The 18,651-nt window shown below is 49.2% G+C and carries 13 protein-coding genes and 1 pseudogene; 10 read left to right on the top strand and 4 right to left on the bottom strand.

All coding sequences use genetic code 11. The annotated features are described in order from the left end of the window. Positions 1-235: 235 nt before the first annotated feature. Together DRJ53_RS07155 and DRJ53_RS07165 are read right to left on the bottom strand one after the other, a co-directional pair. On the bottom strand, positions 236-1,558 hold the full coding sequence (locus tag DRJ53_RS07155; protein ID WP_114234925.1) for a DUF2130 domain-containing protein: 1,323 nt from the start codon (positions 1,556-1,558) through the stop codon (positions 236-238). 609 nt (positions 1,559-2,167) lie between these two features. Beyond that, positions 2,168-3,022, bottom strand: coding sequence for an AraC family transcriptional regulator (locus tag DRJ53_RS07165; protein WP_114234927.1), 855 nt, complete (start codon positions 3,020-3,022; stop codon positions 2,168-2,170). Positions 3,023-3,154: 132 nt separating this feature from the next. Here DRJ53_RS07165 and DRJ53_RS07170 point away from each other — a divergent pair, with 132 nt between their 5' ends. From DRJ53_RS07170 to DRJ53_RS07215, 10 genes and pseudogenes are all read left to right on the top strand, one after another. Then, positions 3,155-4,633: a xylulokinase gene (locus DRJ53_RS07170; protein WP_114234928.1), complete on the top strand. Its 1,479-nt coding sequence runs from the start codon at positions 3,155-3,157 to the stop codon at positions 4,631-4,633. A 46-nt stretch (positions 4,634-4,679) separates the two neighbouring features. Then, a complete protein-coding gene (xylA, locus tag DRJ53_RS07175; protein ID WP_114234929.1) occupies positions 4,680-6,008 on the top strand; it encodes a xylose isomerase in 1,329 nt (442 codons plus the stop codon). 201 nt (positions 6,009-6,209) lie between these two features. Further along, positions 6,210-6,647, top strand: coding sequence for a DUF6978 family protein (locus DRJ53_RS07180; protein WP_114234930.1), 438 nt, complete (start codon positions 6,210-6,212; stop codon positions 6,645-6,647). 2 nt (positions 6,648-6,649) lie between these two features. Next, on the top strand, positions 6,650-7,420 hold the full coding sequence (locus DRJ53_RS07185; RefSeq protein ID WP_114234931.1) for a DUF1828 domain-containing protein: 771 nt from the start codon (positions 6,650-6,652) through the stop codon (positions 7,418-7,420). Between the two features lie 179 nt (positions 7,421-7,599). Next, positions 7,600-7,947 (top strand): nuclear transport factor 2 family protein, encoded by a 348-nt coding sequence (locus DRJ53_RS07190; RefSeq protein ID WP_114234932.1) that lies wholly within the window; start codon positions 7,600-7,602, stop codon positions 7,945-7,947. 181 nt (positions 7,948-8,128) lie between these two features. Further along, positions 8,129-9,592: a serine hydrolase domain-containing protein gene (locus DRJ53_RS07195; protein ID WP_114234933.1), complete on the top strand. Its 1,464-nt coding sequence runs from the start codon at positions 8,129-8,131 to the stop codon at positions 9,590-9,592. A 181-nt stretch (positions 9,593-9,773) separates the two neighbouring features. Next, a complete protein-coding gene (locus tag DRJ53_RS07200) occupies positions 9,774-10,124 on the top strand; it encodes a DUF2200 domain-containing protein (RefSeq protein ID WP_114234934.1) in 351 nt (116 codons plus the stop codon). 210 nt (positions 10,125-10,334) lie between these two features. After that, positions 10,335-10,688 (top strand): annotated as a pseudogene (locus tag DRJ53_RS07205) (nuclear transport factor 2 family protein); the annotation flags it as partial. A 171-nt stretch (positions 10,689-10,859) separates the two neighbouring features. Then, positions 10,860-11,453, top strand: a complete 594-nt coding sequence (locus DRJ53_RS07210) for a Crp/Fnr family transcriptional regulator (protein WP_114234936.1) — start codon at positions 10,860-10,862, stop codon at positions 11,451-11,453. 57 nt (positions 11,454-11,510) lie between these two features. Continuing rightward, positions 11,511-12,422: an alpha/beta fold hydrolase gene (locus tag DRJ53_RS07215; protein WP_114235050.1), complete on the top strand. Its 912-nt coding sequence runs from the start codon at positions 11,511-11,513 to the stop codon at positions 12,420-12,422. 79 nt (positions 12,423-12,501) lie between these two features. Here DRJ53_RS07215 and DRJ53_RS07220 read toward each other — a convergent pair whose 3' ends face one another. Both DRJ53_RS07220 and DRJ53_RS07225 read right to left on the bottom strand, forming a co-directional pair. Further along, complete coding sequence (locus tag DRJ53_RS07220) at positions 12,502-15,903, bottom strand: beta strand repeat-containing protein (protein WP_114234937.1); 3,402 nt, start codon at positions 15,901-15,903, stop codon at positions 12,502-12,504. Between the two features lie 560 nt (positions 15,904-16,463). Beyond that, the gene (locus DRJ53_RS07225; protein WP_114234938.1) at positions 16,464-18,632 is read right to left on the bottom strand and encodes a S9 family peptidase; all 2,169 of its coding nucleotides are present in this window, start codon (positions 18,630-18,632) and stop codon (positions 16,464-16,466) included. Positions 18,633-18,651: the final 19 nt, after the last annotated feature.

An 18,651-nucleotide genomic window follows, 5' to 3' on the forward strand; every position in this document is an offset into this window, starting at 1 on the left:
AAATTCCATCCGTTGCACGTTTAACAAATGCGCATCAAAAAACAATTGGTCGGATGCTTTGAGATGGGCGATGCCCGCATTTCTAGCCAGATGTTCGCACTGTTTTTTCACAGCCGCACTATTGTCGTTTGGAGTAGTTATAAAAAGCAAAAAGAGCAAAACGGTATTTCATTCTGCTCTTTTTGTTGACACGAATAAGGTTGGGCAAATTGCATTTTCCTCAGTCATGCCATTGCTACTTCAACAGCAGCGGGCTTTCTTCCTCTTCCTCCATACCCTCTTCCAACAAGGCAATACTGCCAATGGATGCACCGGCAATGCCTTTAATCGAGCCGTACAAGCCTGATGTACTGAGCAACACTTTTTCCAGTTGCTTTTCGCGTTCCTTCCACATCTTTTCCATCTGGATGCGCTCCTTTGTAATGTTGTTTTTCATCGACAAAAAGCCTTCCACGATGGTTTCAATGCTTTGCCGAAATTCGTTGCCTGTGAGGTAGGTGTAGAGCATCTGCATCTTCTCGCCTTTGTTTTCTTCCGCCTTGGTGGTTTCCGATACGCGGATGATGGTGTGGCGCAGGGCATTGGTAAGCGCCAGCACTTCGGCAAAGGAGCAGATCCACACGCCGTCTTTCTCGCCAAAGCAGGTCATTTCTTTGGGATAAGCCTGCGTTACCAGGATGGCCACATCAGCGCCCTTGCTGCGCATGTCGGCTTTTAGTTTATCGATCCACGCGTTGTTGAATGTTTTGGTGCGTTTGCTTTCGAAAATGATGGTGCCGCAATCCTGCCCGTTGCGGTTGCGAACGGTTTGAATGCAATCGGCGCCTTCCACACCTTTGCCCACTTCGCCAATCAGGTCAAACGGGAAATGGTCTTTAAGCAGTTCTTCCAGCACCAACTCCTGTACTTCGCCCTGGCGCTGCATGGAGCCTTGTTCGGCGCGGCGCTTCATTTCTTCAATTAGGCGTTTTTGTTCGTCGAGCTGCAGCTCCAGGTCTTTAACCCGAAAACGGTGCTCTTCTTCTTTTATGGAAATGCGTTGTTCTTCTTCCTTGCGGATTTGCTCCATCAATGTATTGCGTTCCTGCAGTAGCTTTTTTTGCAGCACCAGTTCCAGTTCGGCCTCCCGTGTTTTCAGTTCCTGCTCTTTGCGCATAAACTCCAGTTCTTTTTGCTGGGCAGTGCGCAGTTTTTCTTCTTTCTCGCGGTCCGATTCTTTTAGTAGGCGCAACTGGTTTTCAAAATCGGCAGCCACCGATTTGCGGATCTGCTGCTGCATTTCGGTTTCCATCTTCTGGCGGTCGGCCTGCATTTGTGCTTCCAGTTTTGCTTTTTCCTGTTGCAGCTTTTGCACAAAGAGTTCGTTCTGGTTTTTGCGTTTTTCCTCAAAGGAACGCTGCTCGTCTTCCAGCTTCTTTTTCTCGGCGCCCAGCTGGGTCAGCAGCTGTTGCTGTTGTTGTTCATATTGCCTTTTCAGGCGCTGTTCCACATCCGCCGACAGCACATCTTCCACATCGAAAGCAGTGGCACATGTAGGGCATTTTATATGTGTTGGCATACTTCCTTATTTCATACAAAGTACGGCCGTTTCCTAAAATGTTTAGCAAGGTGTGGAAAAGTTGTGCGGGGAAGTGGTGAATGGTGACTGGGCAATGGTGAATGTGAATTCGTGAAACTTGAAACGTCAATCGTGAAGGGGGAGGCGTTGTGAGTTATGAGTCGTGAGTTGCGAGTAGATAGTGGGCGTTTTTTATTTGTTCTTCGGAACAAGGATAATAATTGCGACAGGTGTGTTCAAATGCAAAATATCACGCTGTAATATTTCCGCAATCACATCAGTGTTTTGCCGTTGTCATGCTGAGCGCAGCGAAGCATCTGGGTGTTGCAAAGCGTACAATTTCGGAAAGTTCAGATCCTTCCTTCGTCAGGATGACAGGCAAAGTGGCCCAGCAAATCAAGGAGTGGTTCAGTGCGGAAATGCTAATGAGAAAGGACAAAGCGATTGATTGCATTAATGCCCTAATAGAAAAGCTAGCGTTAAATAAAAATTACAAACCCAATGCGAACCCTGCTGCCTACTCATAACTCGCGGCTCACAACTGCCCCTTTCACGATTGACGTTTCACGACCTCATTCACCATTGCCCGCTCACCATTCACTACTTCCCTCATGCAAACGAAGATTCCTCAAAAGTTTTCCGAAACCTTGACGGCGTCATTCCTTTTAATTTCAAAAACTGTTTATTAAAATGCGCAATCGTATTAAACCCGCTATCGTACGAAACCTGCAGCACCGTTTGCTCTGTATCGGCAAGCAGCGTGCAGGCATAGCCAATGCGCATTTCGTTTACAAAATCAATGTAGGTTTTTTTGGTGCGCTTTTTAAAATAAGCGCAAAAAGCAGGAATGCTCATGCGGGCCACAGCTGCAATTTCTTCCAATGAAATGGGTTCGCGGAAATGCGTCATGGTGTGTTGGAAAATGCGGTCGATGCGCTCCTGGTCGCGGAGCTGTAGGGGGCGCAGTTCCTGCGTAGACAGTGTGTCCCATTCGGTGCTGCCCGCCAGCAAGTGCAGGCATTGTCCCAATATTAACAACCGTTCAAAACCTCGTGCAAATTCTAATTGTTTGATCAGCGGTTCCAGCTTTTGCGGCAGGCTTCCTTTTGCTTTAAAACCCTGTGCTGCCGACTGCAATAATTTCTTTACGCCACGGCTTTCGGGCAGCTCCAAAAATTGCGGTCCCCAAAAATCGTCGCGAAATTGCACCACTACGGCACTCGTCACCAGGTCGCCGCGTTTTTGAAAAGTATGCGGCAGGTTGGCGCCCAAAAAATACACATCGCCCACTTCAAACTCACCCACATGGTTGCCCACAAAGCTCATTCCGGCACCTTCGGTAAATAAGATCAACTCATACTCCTCGTGCTGGTGCCAGGGCACTTCAAAATGCGGGGTGCGGTGGGTGCGGGCCACAAACGATGTGTTTTCGCTGAGCGGGAGTTTTTCAACAAGCAACCTCATGCAACAATATTAAGCATTATTATTTCCTGAAAATAACAATCCGAATAAGATCGAATAAGGAATCAATAAAAAAGTAGTAGGCTGCCCCGGCAAACAGGTCTAATTTGCCCACCATATTTAAACGGCTTGCCCATGCTCCTGCTTGGAATTGATCTAGGAACGTCCTCCATTAAAGCTTCTGTTGTTGATGCCGAAACCGGCCAGGTGTTGTCGCAGGCGCAGTACCCCGAAAAAGAGACCGGCATCAAAGCGCTACAGCCAGGTTGGGCCGAGCAGAACCCCGACGAATGGTGGGAGAACGTGCAGGGCGCCATCCGCAAGGCTACCGTGGGCAACGATTTTGCACCAACCGATATTGCCGCTATTGGTATTGCATACCAAATGCACGGACTGGTTACGGTGGATAGCAACGGCAATGCACTGCGCGATTCAATTATTTGGTGCGATAGCCGCGCCATTCCTTACGGCGAAAAAGCATTCCAGCAAATAGGCGAGGAGCGCAGCCTTTCTCACCTACTCAATTCTCCTGGCAATTTTACTGCGGCCAAACTGGCCTGGGTAAAAGAAAAAGAGCCGCAGGTGTTTCAAAAAATTGCGCAGGTAATGCTGCCCGGCGATTACATTGCCCTGAAGCTTACCGGCCAGGCCACCATCTCTCCATCATCGCTTTCCGAAGGTATTTTCTGGGACTTCCAGGACGAAGCCATATCGCAGGACGTGCTGCAGGCTTTTGGCTTTGAAAAAAGCTTGATACCCACCGTGCAGCCTACTTTTTCGGAGCATGGATATTTGGAGCAAAATATTGCCGAAGCACTGGGCCTAAAAGCCGGCATCCCGGTAAGTTATAAATCGGGCGACCAACCCAACAATGCCCTTTCCCTCAACGTGCTGCAGCCTGGCGAAGTAGCCGCCACTGCCGGTACATCAGGCGTTATTTACGGCATTTCGGACCAGCTTACTTACGACCCGCAAAGCCGCATCAACACATTTGCCCACGTAAACCACAGCGGCTATCAAAAGCGCCTGGGCGTGCTGCTCTGCATCAATGGCACGGGCATCCTCAACCGCTGGCTGCGCGATACGGTGGCTCCCGGTGTAGGTTATGCGCAGTTGAACGAAGAAGCGGCATCTGTAGCGCCGGGCAGCGATGGCTTGCTGGTACTGCCTTTTGGCAACGGCGCCGAACGCATGCTGGGCAATAAACTGATAGGTGCACACCTGCACTGCCTCGACCTGAACCTGCACAGCCGTGCACACCTCATTCGTGCCGGGCAGGAAGGGATTGCGTTTGCTTTTCGCTACGGCCTCGACATCATGCGGGAAAACGGCATGAACCCGGCCATCATCCGTGCAGGCAAGGCCAACATGTTTTTAAGCCCCGTATTTACCGAAGCATTTGTAAATGTAACCGGCGTACCGGTAGAACTATACCCTTGCGACGGATCGGTGGGGGCTGCATTGGGTGCAGGCATTGGCGCCGGCATTTATAAAACGGAAGAAGAAGCTTTCCGCAATATGAAGCCGCTGGCGCTGGTAGAACCCGGTGCTTTGCAACCGCGGTACGAAGAGCTGTACCAGCAGTGGAAAAAAGCTTTGCTGCAGCACTTTTAGGATCAATAATCAGCACTTAAATTCTTTAATCAATAAACATTTATCCATGAACGTAATAACAGGCGATCAGCAATACTTTAAGGGTATTGAGCAGATCAAGTTTGAAGGCCGCGACAGCGACAACCCGCTGGCATTCCGTTGGTACGACGAAAACCAGGTAGTTGCGGGCAAAACCATGAAGGAGCACTTCAAGTTTGCAGGCGCTTACTGGCATTCTTTTTCCAACGACGGGTCTGATCCCTTTGGCGTGGGCACCCACAATTTTGCATGGAACGAAGGCGCCGATGCCGTTAGCCGTGCCAAAAAGAAAATGGATGCAGCGTTTGAATTTCTCACCAAGCTGAACCTGCCTTATTACTGTTTTCATGATGTAGACGTGGTTGAATACGGCAACGACATTGCCGAGAACGACCGCCGCCTGCAAGCCATGGTGGACTATGCGCAGCAAAAGCAAAATGAAAGCGGCATCAAACTGCTGTGGGGCACTGCCAACCTGTTTTCGCATCAGCGTTACATGAACGGTGCTTCTACCAACCCCGATTTTCATGTGCTGGCTCACGGTGCCGCCCAAGTGAAAGCAGCCCTGGATGCAACCATTGCACTGGGTGGTGAGAACTACGTGTTCTGGGGTGGCCGCGAAGGTTACATGAGCCTGCTGAACACCAACATGAAGCGTGAGCAGGAACACCTGGCCCGCTTCCTCCACACCGCTAGAGACTATGCCCGCAAGCAAGGTTTTAAAGGCACGTTCTTTATTGAGCCCAAGCCCATGGAGCCTACCAAGCACCAGTATGATTACGACTGTGCTACCGTTATTGGTTTCCTGCGTCAGTACGACCTGCTGAACGATTTTAAAATCAACATTGAAGTAAACCACGCCACACTGGCGGGCCACACCTTCCAGCACGAGCTGCAAGTGGCTGCCGATGCAGGTGTGCTAGGTTCGATCGACGCTAACCGCGGCGACTACCAGAACGGCTGGGATACCGACCAGTTCCCCAACGACATCAATGAACTGACCGAAGCCATGCTGATCATCCTGGAGGCCGGTGGCCTGCAAGGTGGTGGTGTAAACTTCGATGCCAAGATCCGCCGCAACTCAACCGATGCAGCCGACCTGTTTTATGCACACATCGGTGGCATGGACACGTTTGCCCGTGCACTGGTAACTGCTGATGCGATCCTGCAAAAGTCGGATTACAAAAAGATCCGCGAGGAGCGCTATGCTTCTTTCGACAGCGGTAAAGGTGCCGAGTTTGAAGCCGGCAAGCTTTCACTGGAAGACCTGCGGGCTTATGCTGTAGAGAACGGTGAACCCGAGATCCGCAGCGGCCGCCAGGAATATATGGAGAACCTGATCAATCGCTATATCTAGGTTAATGAAAGGTAAAATGGCAAAGAGGGGCTGCAGCAATGTAGTCCCCTTTTTGTTTTAGGGAGGTGGGTAAAAGTTATTTTGGAATTGAAAAGTTTTGATTTAAGGGGTACAGGGAATTATTTTAATTTGGGAAAGTAAAGTGATTCAGCTTTTAACCTTCGATATCAAAACTAACCAGTCCTAAAATTTAGTTTCTATATGGCGCTAACGCAAGCAGAATACGAGTTCTTAATGCGGCAGGAAAAATTTTTCGAAGACATTGTCAATCCAATAAAACTAGCTCCTGCACCCATCAGTTGGACAAGGCAAATTAAATCGGTAATTGAGAAAGAATCTTTCAATTTGGACTTTTACAGAGGTAGTTTTGAATTGAGTAAGTATACCTTGAATAAGAGATACCGCCAGACGATCATCATGCTGAGATACGACAACGCTGGTCGGCACACAAACCCGGACGGAATTCTTTTTGATGGCCCGCACGTTCACTTATATCGCGAAGGGTACAATGATAAATTCGCTTTTCCAGTGAGTGAGATTAATGTAACCGTTAACGAGCCGATGGAAGAGGTATTCAAGAAAATCATGCAATTTTGTAATGTAAAAAGCCTTCCGGCGATTGAAATTCCGATGTTTTAAAAATGGATTGTCAACAAGTCATATCTGAATATATTAAATGGATCAAAGACAATACTGTTGTAAAAACAGTTGAGGAGGGAAAGGTCTGCCTTATCTCTACTCCCTTCCTTGACAGACACAATGACCATCTGGATATTTACTTGCTTAAAACCAAGGACAATTTAAAATTGACGGACAATGGCTACACGTTAGCTGACTTGAAGATGTCCGGATTTGAAATAAACACTCCAAAACGGGAGGGGATTCTTAGAACGGCACTAAATGGCTTTGGGGTAAAAATTAATGGTAACGATGAACTCTACGTTGATGCCACGAGCCAAAATATTGGTCAAAAGAAACACTATTTGCTGCAAGCGATTTTAGCAGTAAATGATATGTTTAATTTATCCAAGGAAACAGTCTACTCCTTATTCAAAGAAGATGTTGAATTGTATTTTAAAAGTCACGGTATAATATTTTCTAAAGACATCAAAATAACTGGTAAGACTGGCTTTGACCACAATATTGATTTCTTGGTGCCTGCTTCTCCTAATAAGCCAGAACGGCTAATTAAGGCAATCAATACGGCAAGTAAGGACAGCGTTCTAACTTCCATTATGGCATTTAATGACATTAGTGAAACAAGAGAAACCCTAACGAGAAACTTTGTTATTTATAATGACTTGGAAAAAGAAGTTTCTAAAGATGTAATTAGTGCAATGGATAATTATGGCGTTAAGCACATCCCTTGGAGCAGAAAGGAACAGTGTTTAACAGAGTTCAATTTGAACTAGCATCATGAAAATAATTCCAATCGGCTTCATGATTGCGCACTTCCATCTCGTCTTTATAGTGTTGAAAAACACAGAAAAGATCGCCGTAAATACTAATTTATTTAATCATGTTATAACCAATGACGTAAAGGTTTCAACGTATCCAATTACAAATAATACAGATTAGCTAATAGTGTAAAATGACCAAGCCCAACAAAAACATCCTCGAAACCGCCAACGCCGAAATTAAAAAAGCCAACTACGAAGGCTTCCTTGCCCACTGCACCGAAGACACCGAATGGACCTTTGTGGGCGACCAAATACTCAAAGGCAAAGAAGCCGTGCGGCAATACATGGCGAAAGCCTACATCGAGCCACCAACATTTACCGTGGAGCAACTCATCGCCGAAGGCGATTTTGTAACCGCCATTGGCGAGATTAGCATGAAGAACGAAGCGGGCGAAATGATCCACTACCATTACTGCGATGTATGGCGCTTCCGGGATGAAAAGATGGCTGCGCTACAAGCATTTGTTATTCCTAAATAACGAGTGGCCGGAGATAATCCACGGGTGTGCAGCATGTACAAAATGTATCCTACACCATAACATTTCCAAACATAGTACAGTACGCCATTGCCTTTGTCTTTTTTGCCAGCCATAACGCTTTTTGCCAGCGCTTCAATTATGCCGCAGCAAGCAAGGCAAAAACTGCGTTCTTTGCCGACTTATGATCGGTACTTTAAGAAAAGAGGCCGCAACCCTGTTGCTGCTTGGATGTAGTTATATTTCGGTTGGACAAACAGATAGCATTGATGTTTTTGTGCAGCAGCAAATGCAGCAGCGCAAAATTCCCGGGTTGCAACTGGCCATTGTACGCAACGGCGCCGTGGTAAAGACGGGCAATTATGGCTTTGCCAACCTGCAGGACTCCATAGCCGTGAGCAACCGCACTGTTTTTAATCTTAACTCTATTACAAAAGCCTTTGTTGGCGTGGCCATGCTGCAATTGGCTGAACAGGGCAAACTGCGCCTGTCGGCACCCATTGCTACCTACCTCAACGATCTGCCGCAGGCCTGGCAGGGCGTAACGGTGCAACAGTTGTTGTCGCACACTTCGGGCATTCCGGATGTGGTGGATGAAGAAGAAGCAGTAATGATTGCACCTACACTTGAAGCGTCTTGGCAAAAGGTTTTGGCCATGCCCATGGACTTTGCACCTGGCGCCGAATTTCGCTACAACCAAACCAATTACCTCCTGCTGGGCCGCATCATTGATACACTAAGTGGCATGCCTTTCCAGGAATTTATCATAAAGGAACAACTGGCAAAAGTGGGCATGCCCCTTACCATCCGTTCAGGGTTTGGTGCCACTAAAGCAATAGTGCCGCATGCCGCGGCCGCCTATGCTTACCGGCAGGGCGTGCTCAGCAACACGTTCTTTTCATTTCCTGCTGCGTTGCAAACGGCTGCCGGCATGAGTGCTACCGCTACCGAGGTGGCGCAATGGATCATTGCCCTGCAAAGCGGGCAGCTCCTTGCCAAAAAGGAAAGCCTCGACGCCCTGTGGCAACCCGCACTTTTAGCCAGTGGCAATACAGGCGGCTTTAGCAGCAAGCTCAATGGGTATGCTGCCGGCTGGCCCATTGCCGCAAGGCCCGAACACCCTGCTGCCGCAGCCGTTGGTGGCGGCCGCTCTGCGGTATTTGTGTACCCGCAAGACAATCTTTCCATTGTTGTGCTCACCAACCTGATGGGTGGCAACCCCGAGGCTTTTGTTGACGAACTGGCCGGCTTTTTTATCCCGGATATGAAAGCCGTTAATGGTTTTGGATTGTCGCCATCGCTCCGGTTGCTGAAAGGGGCACTTGATAAAAACGGTTATAAAAACGCGATAACCGAAGTAAAGGCGCTGCGCAAAAAGCGCAAAGATTTTGTGCTGAATGAACGGGAACTTAATACTTGGGGCTATGCACTCATCGGGCAGAAAAAAGTGCAGCACGCATTGGAGATATTTAAACTGAATGTATACCTGTACCCGCAAAGCAGTAATGCATTTGACAGCCTGGGCGAGCTTTATGCAGCACTGGATGAAAAGGATTTGGCCATAAAAAATTATGAGCAGGCCCTGAAGCTAAACCCGAACAATAGCAATGCAAAACAGCAATTGCAACGGCTTAAACAGAACAAGTAATAAACACAGGAATGTCGTGTACGAGGGCGTTGTACAAATGGGTGTTGCATATAAATAAATTAACGGGCACTTGTATGTAATGATGGCCTGATACAAACATTTGTTCCGGATGAACCCATGTGGACTGCCGGAATTCTTAAACTATACTTACATTCGGTACATACCAAAACCGAATACTGTCATGGACAATACACGAGTATATAAAATGTCGTTTGCCGGTGTGTACCCGCACTACGTTGCCAAAGCCGAAAAGAAAGGCCGCACCAAGGAAGAAGTGGATACCGTTATCTGCTGGCTCACCGGGTACGACGGGCCAACTTTGCAACAGCAAATAGACAACAAAGTAGACTTTAAAACCTTCTTTGCACAGGCGCCGCAGTTCAACCCTGCAGCATCGCAAATTACCGGTGTTATTTGCGGTTACCGCATCGAGGAAATTGAAGACGAGCTGATGCGCAAAGTGCGCTACCTCGATAAACTGGTGGATGAACTGGCGAAGGGAAGAAAAATGGAAAAGATCCTGCGCCAATAGCAGACTGGCGCCTTTTTTAGGGCTTGCATCCCGCAGCGGTATTGCTTAATTTAATGTGTCCCCCTACGGATGCAAACATTTTTGGTCCTTTTGAAGCCTGCATGAAAACTGCATTCAGTCACTCCAAAATCTACAACCATGAATCCCCGCAACACCGAGCTTTCCGCCATCACACAGGTCGTTAACAAGTAGGCAGCAGGTTGCCAAACCGGAAATGTTGCCCTCATGCGTTCGGCGTTTCATCCGCAGGCCATGATGTATGGCAGCAGCGGCGGGCAAACCATTGCAGCACCCATCGATGCGCTGTATGCTTACATTGAAGCCAATGAGCCACCCGCCAAAACCGGCGAGCCGCACCAGTGCACCATCACCAGCATTCAGCTGGCCGGCAATGCGGCCAGTGTGGAAATGGTGCAGGAAGCCTGTTATGGAAACGATTACACCAACTATTTCCAGTTGGTAAAAGACGGAGGCCAGTGGCTGATTGTAAGCAAAACCTACAACGGAACGCCCACCAAAAAGGAGCCTATTGCCGAAGAGCAGCTGGCATTCCAGGCATCATAAGTTTGGCGTACATTTTAAAATGATTTATAAAAAGAGGGAGCCCTGCAGGCTCCTATTTTCGTTGGTGTTGATCAGGCGTTATAAATGATTACTTCCTGTTGTACGCAAACAATCAATATCAGGTTATTTCCTACAGGCTTTGCCTAAATTGTAGCCGTTCCCAGCTGCAGCATGCTAAAAAAATATACCGACATATTATTTGATTTAGGCGTTGGCTCCATTACAGCACAACAACTGTTTTGGGAACATGCAACGTTGGCAGAATGGCCGAAGTCAACAACCGTTTTTGCCGCAGGTAAAAAGAACGACAAAGAATACATCATCTTGTCCGGCATTGCGCAACGTTTTATCGAACAGGAGGGGAGCAGCCCGGTAACCACCGGTTTTTTTGTGGCGCCAGCGGTGGTCACGCCGCATTTTGCCCGAACGCACCGGGGCAAAAGTTTGTTCAGCCTGCAAGCATTGACCGATGTAGTTGCCGCCGAAATACCGGTGGCTGCACTGGATGCATTAAGAACGGAATATCCCGAGTTCAGGGCTTTTGGCCAGCGGGTGCTGGAAGGTGCGCTGGTTGCGGCCCTGCACGCCGAAGCGGCATGGCGCGCCTCCACTGCACGGGAACGGTTGCTGGCCATGCGGCAACAGTTTCCCAACCTCGAAAATAGCGTGCCGCACCATGTGATCGCTTCTTACCTCGGCATCACCCATGTGTCGTTCAGCAGGCTGCGGCACGAGCTTGCCCGCAGCAACAATTTTATCAAATGATAACGGCGCTGCTTTTTTTGTGCTGCAATTTTGGTGCATCCAAATATGCAGGCACACATGAATCAGGAAATCCAGGCAACGCCGGTTGTTGCAGTTAAATACGACGCAGGAGGCAGCCAACCCAAGCAAACTATTATCGTTGACAATAGCGGCGATAAATTATTTACTACTATCTATCCAAATGCCGGCAAGCAAACCATTTTGTTGCTGCATGGTGGCCCCGGCTTCCCCGACGACCTGGTGGAAGTGGCAGCGGTATTGAAAGACCGTTTCCAAGTGGTTACCTTTCACCAACGCGGAACCGGGGCCTCGCCGTGCAGCAGCAATGATTATTCGATGGATGCTTATATCAGTGATGTTGAGGCCATCCGCAAATATTTTGACATCAACAGGTTTCATTTATGGGGCCACTCCTGGGGCGGCTTGTATGCGCAAATCTATGCGCAGCAACATGGCGAAAATCTATTGAGTTTATTCTTGTGTTGTCCCGGCTCGGGTACCGGCAGCGAATGGCAGCAAACCGAAAGGGAAGTGATGCAGTTGAACCGTTCGAAATGTACCCCGCGGCAGTGGGCGAAAATGGGCTGGAATAATTTGCTGGGCATGCTGGGCAGCAACAGTGCGTATGCCCGCTTGTTTACGCAGGTAATGCACAACTACAACGACGATTTTATGGGCACAAATGGCGCAGGCAAAAACTTCGATTTGTTGCGTGCAGCACCCATCAACAAAACACGGCCGCAGATCCTAAAATATCCCCTGTTGCAACGGCAGCCGGCGCCGCATTTTAAGATCACTATTGTATACGGCGACCGGGATATTTATAGCGCCAGTAAAAACTTTGTGCTTCATCGGTATCCCACCGCAACCGTGCACTGGATCAACAACTGCGGGCATATTCCGTGGTTGCATAACCCGGTTGATTATGCAACTGTATTGCAGCAGCATTATGATATGATTGCTAAATGACCTGGCTTTGTAAAATCAGTTATAGATAAAAGGGCCGCTTCAAATTGAAGCAGCCCTTGTGCTATACCTAAACCCTATTTTATTCAGTAATCATCACTTTGCGGGTTTGCTTTTTGCCCTGCTCCACTACCGTAAGTGTATACACACCTGAGTTGAGGTTGCTGGTACTCAAAGTGGTTGTTCCGGTAAACCGCATTCTGGTAACGATCCGGCCGCCGGCGTCGGACAGCAATGCTTCCGCAATGCCGTTGCCACCAGCCCTCACCGTAATGGCTACACCACGCCGTGCCGGTACGGGGTAAGCCTGCAGTTCGCCAGCGGCGTTGTTTGTTTGCAGGTTGTCGGCCCGCATTACCATTGGTGGTGCTGAGCGCTGACCCATGCCTGGCAGAATGATCGGTGCATCGGAAGCTAATACACTCACTACTTCGTTAGCAGCGGGGCTGGTATTGAGTTTTGTTGCCACGATCACCACCTCTGGATGGTAAGCCTGGTGTGTGCTTGATGCAAAGTTGTACAGGGTGCCTGTAGCCTCGATCAAGGTTTTGGCCTGGCCAAAAGAAATCGCTGCGATCGGGCTTTCTTTGTACACAATGCTTCCGCCGTTGGATACGGTTGTGTACACAACTTTTATTTTACCAAGTGTTTCGTTCAGCAATGCTATTGCCTGCGTGCCGGAGTTGTCGGCAGAGCCGCCACCGCCTTCGCTTGTGGTAGTTACCGTATAAAGCGGATCCCAATTACCGTTCGGACGCCGTACCAGCAATCCTAGCAAGGGCAGGTTCGCACCATCTGCCAAGTCATAGCCTGTTTTAACTGCCGCGTACAATGTGCCGTCGGCCGCTACTACGATATTCAAATGATCATCGGCCATTTCTATGCTGCCGGGGATGAGCGATTGCTGCGCAGGTATTTCATCGGCGGTCCAAACTGTGGGGTCTGTTCCGTCGACATGTGTGCGGAAGCCGAAGCGGCCCGTGGTTTGGTTCGACCAAAGCAGCCCAATTTTACCTGGCAAGCGGGTGATGGCGCAAATATCGTCGTCGTTGATGCCGGTAGCCAAAGTTATTGGCGCACTCCAGGTGGTATATGGAGCATCAGTATACCAAACATATACCTCGGTTGTGCCTGTTGCAGCCATCCAGATGCGGCCGGCGCCATCGATGGTAAGTGTTGCCGTTTCCGACCCGGCAGGGAGGGTAATCGGCGTTGCACCGGGACGTTGGGCCCAGGGTACATAAGTTTCGGTAGCGGCATTATAATCAAGCGTGATCAGTTGCGAGGCGGTGGTGCCGCGGTACAGCAGTACATGAACCAGGTTGCCGGTTACCCATGTGTCTGCACGGCCACCCAGGTTAAAGATGGTACGCACATCACTCCAGGTGGTGCCATCGAGGCGATACAGGCGGGTGCCGCCTTCTGCCGGCGAAATAACAGTCCACCATTTTCCTGCATAGAACCAAGTCTTGCCTTGTGGTTTGGCCTGCGTGTCGCCATTGATCGGAATATTGCTCAGCGGTGTTACACTGGAGAAACCATAAACCGTCTGCGGCGGATTCATGGTATAGCTTTGACCGCCTGTAAAGCCGCCGCTAATCGCATTGCCTGCTCCGTCGGTAATGCCGGTGCCTGAAGCTTTCAAATCGAGGCGGAGTGTGCCCGAGCCCGAAATGTTATTTACCGTAACGGCATAAGAAGTACCTGAGCCCGATACGTTTGCAACAGTACCTTGTACGGTTCCACCCGTAGTAAGGCTGAAGTCCGAAACATCTACGCCTGTAACCGCTTCCGAGAATGTAACTCCAAAGATTACGGAATTGGCGTTCGTGGTTTCGTCAGCCGGTGTTTGCCGGTTGATGCTGGTAACCGTTGGAGCCGTTACATCAGCAGGCGAAACATTGTAAGTTTCCCCACCACTGAAGCCGCCACTAAGCCCATTGCCTGCACCATCGGTAATGCCCGTGCCGCTTGCCTTCACGTTAAGGCCAAGGCTGCCGCTGCCCGATATGCTGCCCACCGTTACCACGTAGCTGCTGCCACTGCCCGACACCGATTGTATGCTGCCTTGCACTGTGCCGCCGGTGCTTAAAGTAAAATCAGTAGCGTCAACACCACTCACCGCTTCGGAGAAGGTCACGCCAAAGCTCACCGTAGTGGCAGAAGTATTTTGCTCCAAGGGCGACTGACGCACAATGCCACTCACCACAGGTGCTGTTACATCAGCAGCTACAATTGTATAACTCTGACCGGAGTTAAAGCCGCCGCTAATCGCATTGCCAGCAGCATCGGTAATGCCGGTTCCAGCCCCTTTGAGGTCAAGCCGCAGTGTGCCGGTGCCGGTGATTTGGCTGACCACAACTTTGTAGGTTGTGCCTTCAGAGCCTACAGGCGTTACCGCGTTTGCACCGATCACACCATTGGCCGTACCAGCAATGGTGAAATCAGTTGCATCTACGCCGGTTACTTTTTCACTAAATACCACATTAAAGGAAACCTGGGTCGCAGTTGTGGTTTCCGATGCCGGTTCGCCGCGGTTGATGCTGGTAGCAGCCGGTGCTGATTGATCTACCGTATAAGTTTGACCATTTGTAAACCCGCCGGGAAGCGCTGCGCCTCCTGCATCTTTGATGCCGGTGCCACTGCTATTCAGGTCAAGCCGTAATGTGCCGGACCCTGAAACGGAACCAATGGTGATGTCATAAGTTTTACCGTCGGAGCCCACTGCCACAACCGAAGTTGGCGTTCCGGTTACATTGCCCGATACTGTTTTTACTGTAAAATCAGCAGCATCAACACCGGACACTGCTTCAGAAAAGCTGATTCGGAAAGTGACCGATGTGGCATTGGTTAGCTGACCGGTTGGATTTTGCCTGTTTATGCTCAAAACTGCTGGCGGTGTATTAACCGGTGGCGGAGCCAGTTTGGCGGTCATCTGCAGGTCGAAAATCATTGAAGAAGTGCGTTTGCTTTTCAGCATTACTTCAACAGCAATGATGTTATCGCCTTTTCTCAAAAGCATTTTATTGATGGCAAATTGCTCCGTCAAGATGCGGCCGGCGTCCTCTTCGTCACCCTTTCCATTGCCGCCGCCGTTCGAAACAGTTTTCCGGTATACTTCTTCTCCGTTTACAAAAACAGCAACCCCGTTTATTTCCCGGCGTACGATCTGGGCCGAAAACTCCTGATACATGGCCGGGTCGGAGATGTTGATGATCTTCCTGAAATAGGTAACGACATGTTTGTTTTTCTTGTCGTTGCCATAGCTTACAATGGTGTTTAGGCCAGGTGCATTGTATCCAAATGCGCCTTTGCCGGTTTTCCAGTTTGCATCGTTATATGTGCCAGCCTTCCAATCTCCCTTTGGCTTGCTGCCGTCTTCTAGGTATTTCCATGTGCTGCTAAAAGGAACAAGGGTAGTTTGTCCTATGGCTGCTAATGAAGTAAACAAGAGCCATAGAACGCAAAACGTAAATTTTCTCATAAAAGGAGGAGTTTTTAGCGTTATTGATAGAGTAATAGAACGTAGCGTAACAGGGCCGGAGGGATCGGTTTTTCAGTAGGGTGCAGGCGTTGGTAGGGAAGGGATTAAGAAGAGCGCATAAACGCGTAATGAAGCATTCATTGAATGCTTCTAATAAAGACAGCGATTTAGTTAAACTAAAATGATGTTGTGTTTGGTTGAAATGGGATTATGGACAGGGCAACCGGTAAGGGCTCGCAACTAAAGTATATTATATTTTTGAAATGTAATAGTGGTCAAACTTTTTTCTTGGCAAATGCCACACGTCCCCTTTGCTGTTGACCCTGAGATGCTGTAGGGGCCGATTTATTATTCGTTTTTTTATGTGTACGCGATTTTTTCTTGCTGCTGTTTACGTTAGATTTTACCAAACTGGCCAGGTTAGTTTATCCAATTTGTTGACTCGTTTAAAAAGCGGTTCTGAATAAAATTGCTCAGTCGGTAAATACTTAAACCTGAAATGTCACCAACAAAAAAGGCTTCCGAAAACCGGAAGCCTTTTTTTAAAAACATGGGGTTAATCAAAACGCCTTCTTATCGGCCTGTGTACCTGCAGCGCCGCCAACCGGTGCCGGGTTGTCGCGAAGGTTTTGGTAAATCCAGTTCGTCATTTTGCTCCACAGGTGGTACGAAGTATTGTCTACCCCGCCCGAAATGCCGTGGTTCTTATTGGGATAATAAGCACTTTCAAAATCAATATTCGATTTAACCAGCGCCGTGATCATTTGCGCCGCATTTTGAAAATGCACATTATCATCGGCTGTACCGTGAATGATCAGGTATTTGCCCTTGATGCGGTCGGTAAAGTTTACCGGTGCGGTTTCCTGGTAGCCCTTAGGGTTTTCCTGTGGCGTACGCATAAAACGTTCGGTGTAAATGTTGTCGTAAAAACGCCAGTCGGTAACAGGCGCCACAGCTACAGCTGCCTTAAACACATCGGCGCCTTTGGTAATGGCCAGCGAGCTCATAAAGCCGCCAAAGCTCCAGCCCCAGTGGCCGATGCGGGCCCCGTCGATAAAGGGCTGTTTGGCTAAATATTTTGCAGCGTCGATCTGGTCTTCAATTTCCAGCTGGCCCAGTTTGAGATAAGTTTTCTTTTTAAACTCCTCGCCGCGGAAACCCGTGCCGGTATTGTCCACGCTTACCACAATCACGCCGTTTTGCGCCAGCATCTGGTGCCACATGGAGGCGGCGCCAAAGCGGTTGGCCACTTGCTGCGAGCCGGGGCCGCCGTAGTTGCAAAACAGTACAGGATATTTTTTTGCAGGGTCAAAATCGGCGGGCTTCAGCATCCAGCCATTCAGCGTATCGCCTTTTGAGTTGGGAATGCGCATAAACTCAACCTTGCCCATGGCATATTCCGAAATCACCGATTTCAATTGGGTGTTTTCGCCAGCCACTTTATTCTTCACCGCCGTCACATTGCTGCCCGACTTTTTGAGGTCGTACAGTGTGGCGGTTTGTGGCGTGTTGATGTTGGAGTAGTAATCGTAAAACTGCGTAAAATCGGCGTTCAGCTCCACGCGGTGCCAGCCGGTGCCGCTGGTCAGCTGCGTTGTTTTTTTACCGTCAAAATCAGTTACAAACAGGTTGCGGTCCATTGGCGTGGGATAGGCCGCGGTAAAGTACACCAGCCTTGCCTTTTCGTCCACCCCCGATACATCGGCAATGTCGTATTTGCCCTTGGTCAGTTGCACTTTTTGCTTGCCATCGAGGCTGTAGCGGTACAGTTGGTAGTAGCCGTCTTTTTCGGAGCCAAACAAAAAGTTCTTCCCGTCTTTCAAAAACCACCAATCGTCGTTAATGTCTACATAGTATTTGTTGGTTTCTTCGTACAGCGGTGTGGCAGTGCCGGTGGCGGCATCGGTCATCAGGAGCTTCAGGTTGTTTTGCTGGCGGTTCATCCAGTACACCACCAGCTTGCTGTCGTTCTGTGTCCACTTGATGCGGGGAATGTAAATATCGCCCTGCTGGAACTGCGCTGGCACCTGCTGCCCGTTGGCCACGTTGTACACGTGGATGCTTACTTTGGAGTTGGCTTCGCCGGCCTTGGGATATTTGTAGCGGTAGTCTTTGTTGTAGCTGTTGTCGTACATCGTCATGTTGAACTCCTTCACGCCGCTTTCATCAAACTTGTAGTAAGCAATGTAGTTGCCGGCCGGGCTCCACTGGTACGCCTGGCTAAAGGAAAATTCTTCTTCATAAACCCAGTCTGCGTTACCGTTGATAACATGGTTCCATTTGCCATCGGTAGTTACCGCGGTGGTTTTACCGGAGGCAATATCATAGAGGTACAAATTGTTGTCGAACACATACGCCACCTTGCTGCCGTCGGGCGAAAAGGAGGGGTGCAGCACTTTGCCTTCGGACAGGCGCACCGTTTTTTTGGTGGCCGCATCGTACAAGTATGCGTTGCTTTTAGAAGAGCGGCGATAAATGGGTTCGCGGCCGTTGAAAAACAGGATGCGCTTTTTATCGGCGCTGGCTTCAAAGTCGCGGGTGTCGAGGGCTTTGCCCGTTTCGTCTTTTACATCTTTAGGGTCAAAAAGGCTGTCGGCCGGCGGCGCAAAACCCCGGACGGCCTCGGCACGGAAGGTGCCCTTTTTGTAAATATCATCTAAGGTGATCTTCTTGTTTTGCGCCAGCGTAAACAGGGGCAACAACAACAATAGCATCCAAGTGCTTCTCATGTGATGTGGTAAATTTTTA

It is taken from the genome of Paracnuella aquatica, from assembly GCF_003332885.2.
GTDB lineage: Bacteria > Bacteroidota > Bacteroidia > Chitinophagales > Chitinophagaceae > Flavisolibacter > Flavisolibacter aquaticus.

Excerpts from the sequence above, each read along its gene's own strand:
- DRJ53_RS07225 (WP_114234938.1), bottom strand. The coding sequence starts at position 18,632 with ATGAGAAGCACTTGGATGCTATTGTTGTTGTTGCCCCTGTTTACGCTG.
- DRJ53_RS07200 (WP_114234934.1), top strand. The coding sequence starts at position 9,774 with ATGGACAATACACGAGTATATAAAATGTCGTTTGCCGGTGTGTACCCG.
- DRJ53_RS07195 (WP_114234933.1), top strand. The coding sequence starts at position 8,129 with ATGATCGGTACTTTAAGAAAAGAGGCCGCAACCCTGTTGCTGCTTGGA.
- DRJ53_RS07190 (WP_114234932.1), top strand. The coding sequence starts at position 7,600 with ATGACCAAGCCCAACAAAAACATCCTCGAAACCGCCAACGCCGAAATT.
- DRJ53_RS07180 (WP_114234930.1), top strand. The coding sequence starts at position 6,210 with ATGGCGCTAACGCAAGCAGAATACGAGTTCTTAATGCGGCAGGAAAAA.
- DRJ53_RS07165 (WP_114234927.1), bottom strand. The coding sequence starts at position 3,022 with ATGAGGTTGCTTGTTGAAAAACTCCCGCTCAGCGAAAACACATCGTTT.
- DRJ53_RS07185 (WP_114234931.1), top strand. The coding sequence starts at position 6,650 with ATGGATTGTCAACAAGTCATATCTGAATATATTAAATGGATCAAAGAC.
- DRJ53_RS07220 (WP_114234937.1), bottom strand. The coding sequence starts at position 15,903 with ATGAGAAAATTTACGTTTTGCGTTCTATGGCTCTTGTTTACTTCATTA.
- DRJ53_RS07155 (WP_114234925.1), bottom strand. The coding sequence starts at position 1,558 with ATGCCAACACATATAAAATGCCCTACATGTGCCACTGCTTTCGATGTG.
- DRJ53_RS07170 (WP_114234928.1), top strand. The coding sequence starts at position 3,155 with ATGCTCCTGCTTGGAATTGATCTAGGAACGTCCTCCATTAAAGCTTCT.
- DRJ53_RS07210 (WP_114234936.1), top strand. The coding sequence starts at position 10,860 with ATGCTAAAAAAATATACCGACATATTATTTGATTTAGGCGTTGGCTCC.
- DRJ53_RS07215 (WP_114235050.1), top strand. The coding sequence starts at position 11,511 with ATGAATCAGGAAATCCAGGCAACGCCGGTTGTTGCAGTTAAATACGAC.
- xylA (WP_114234929.1), top strand. The coding sequence starts at position 4,680 with ATGAACGTAATAACAGGCGATCAGCAATACTTTAAGGGTATTGAGCAG.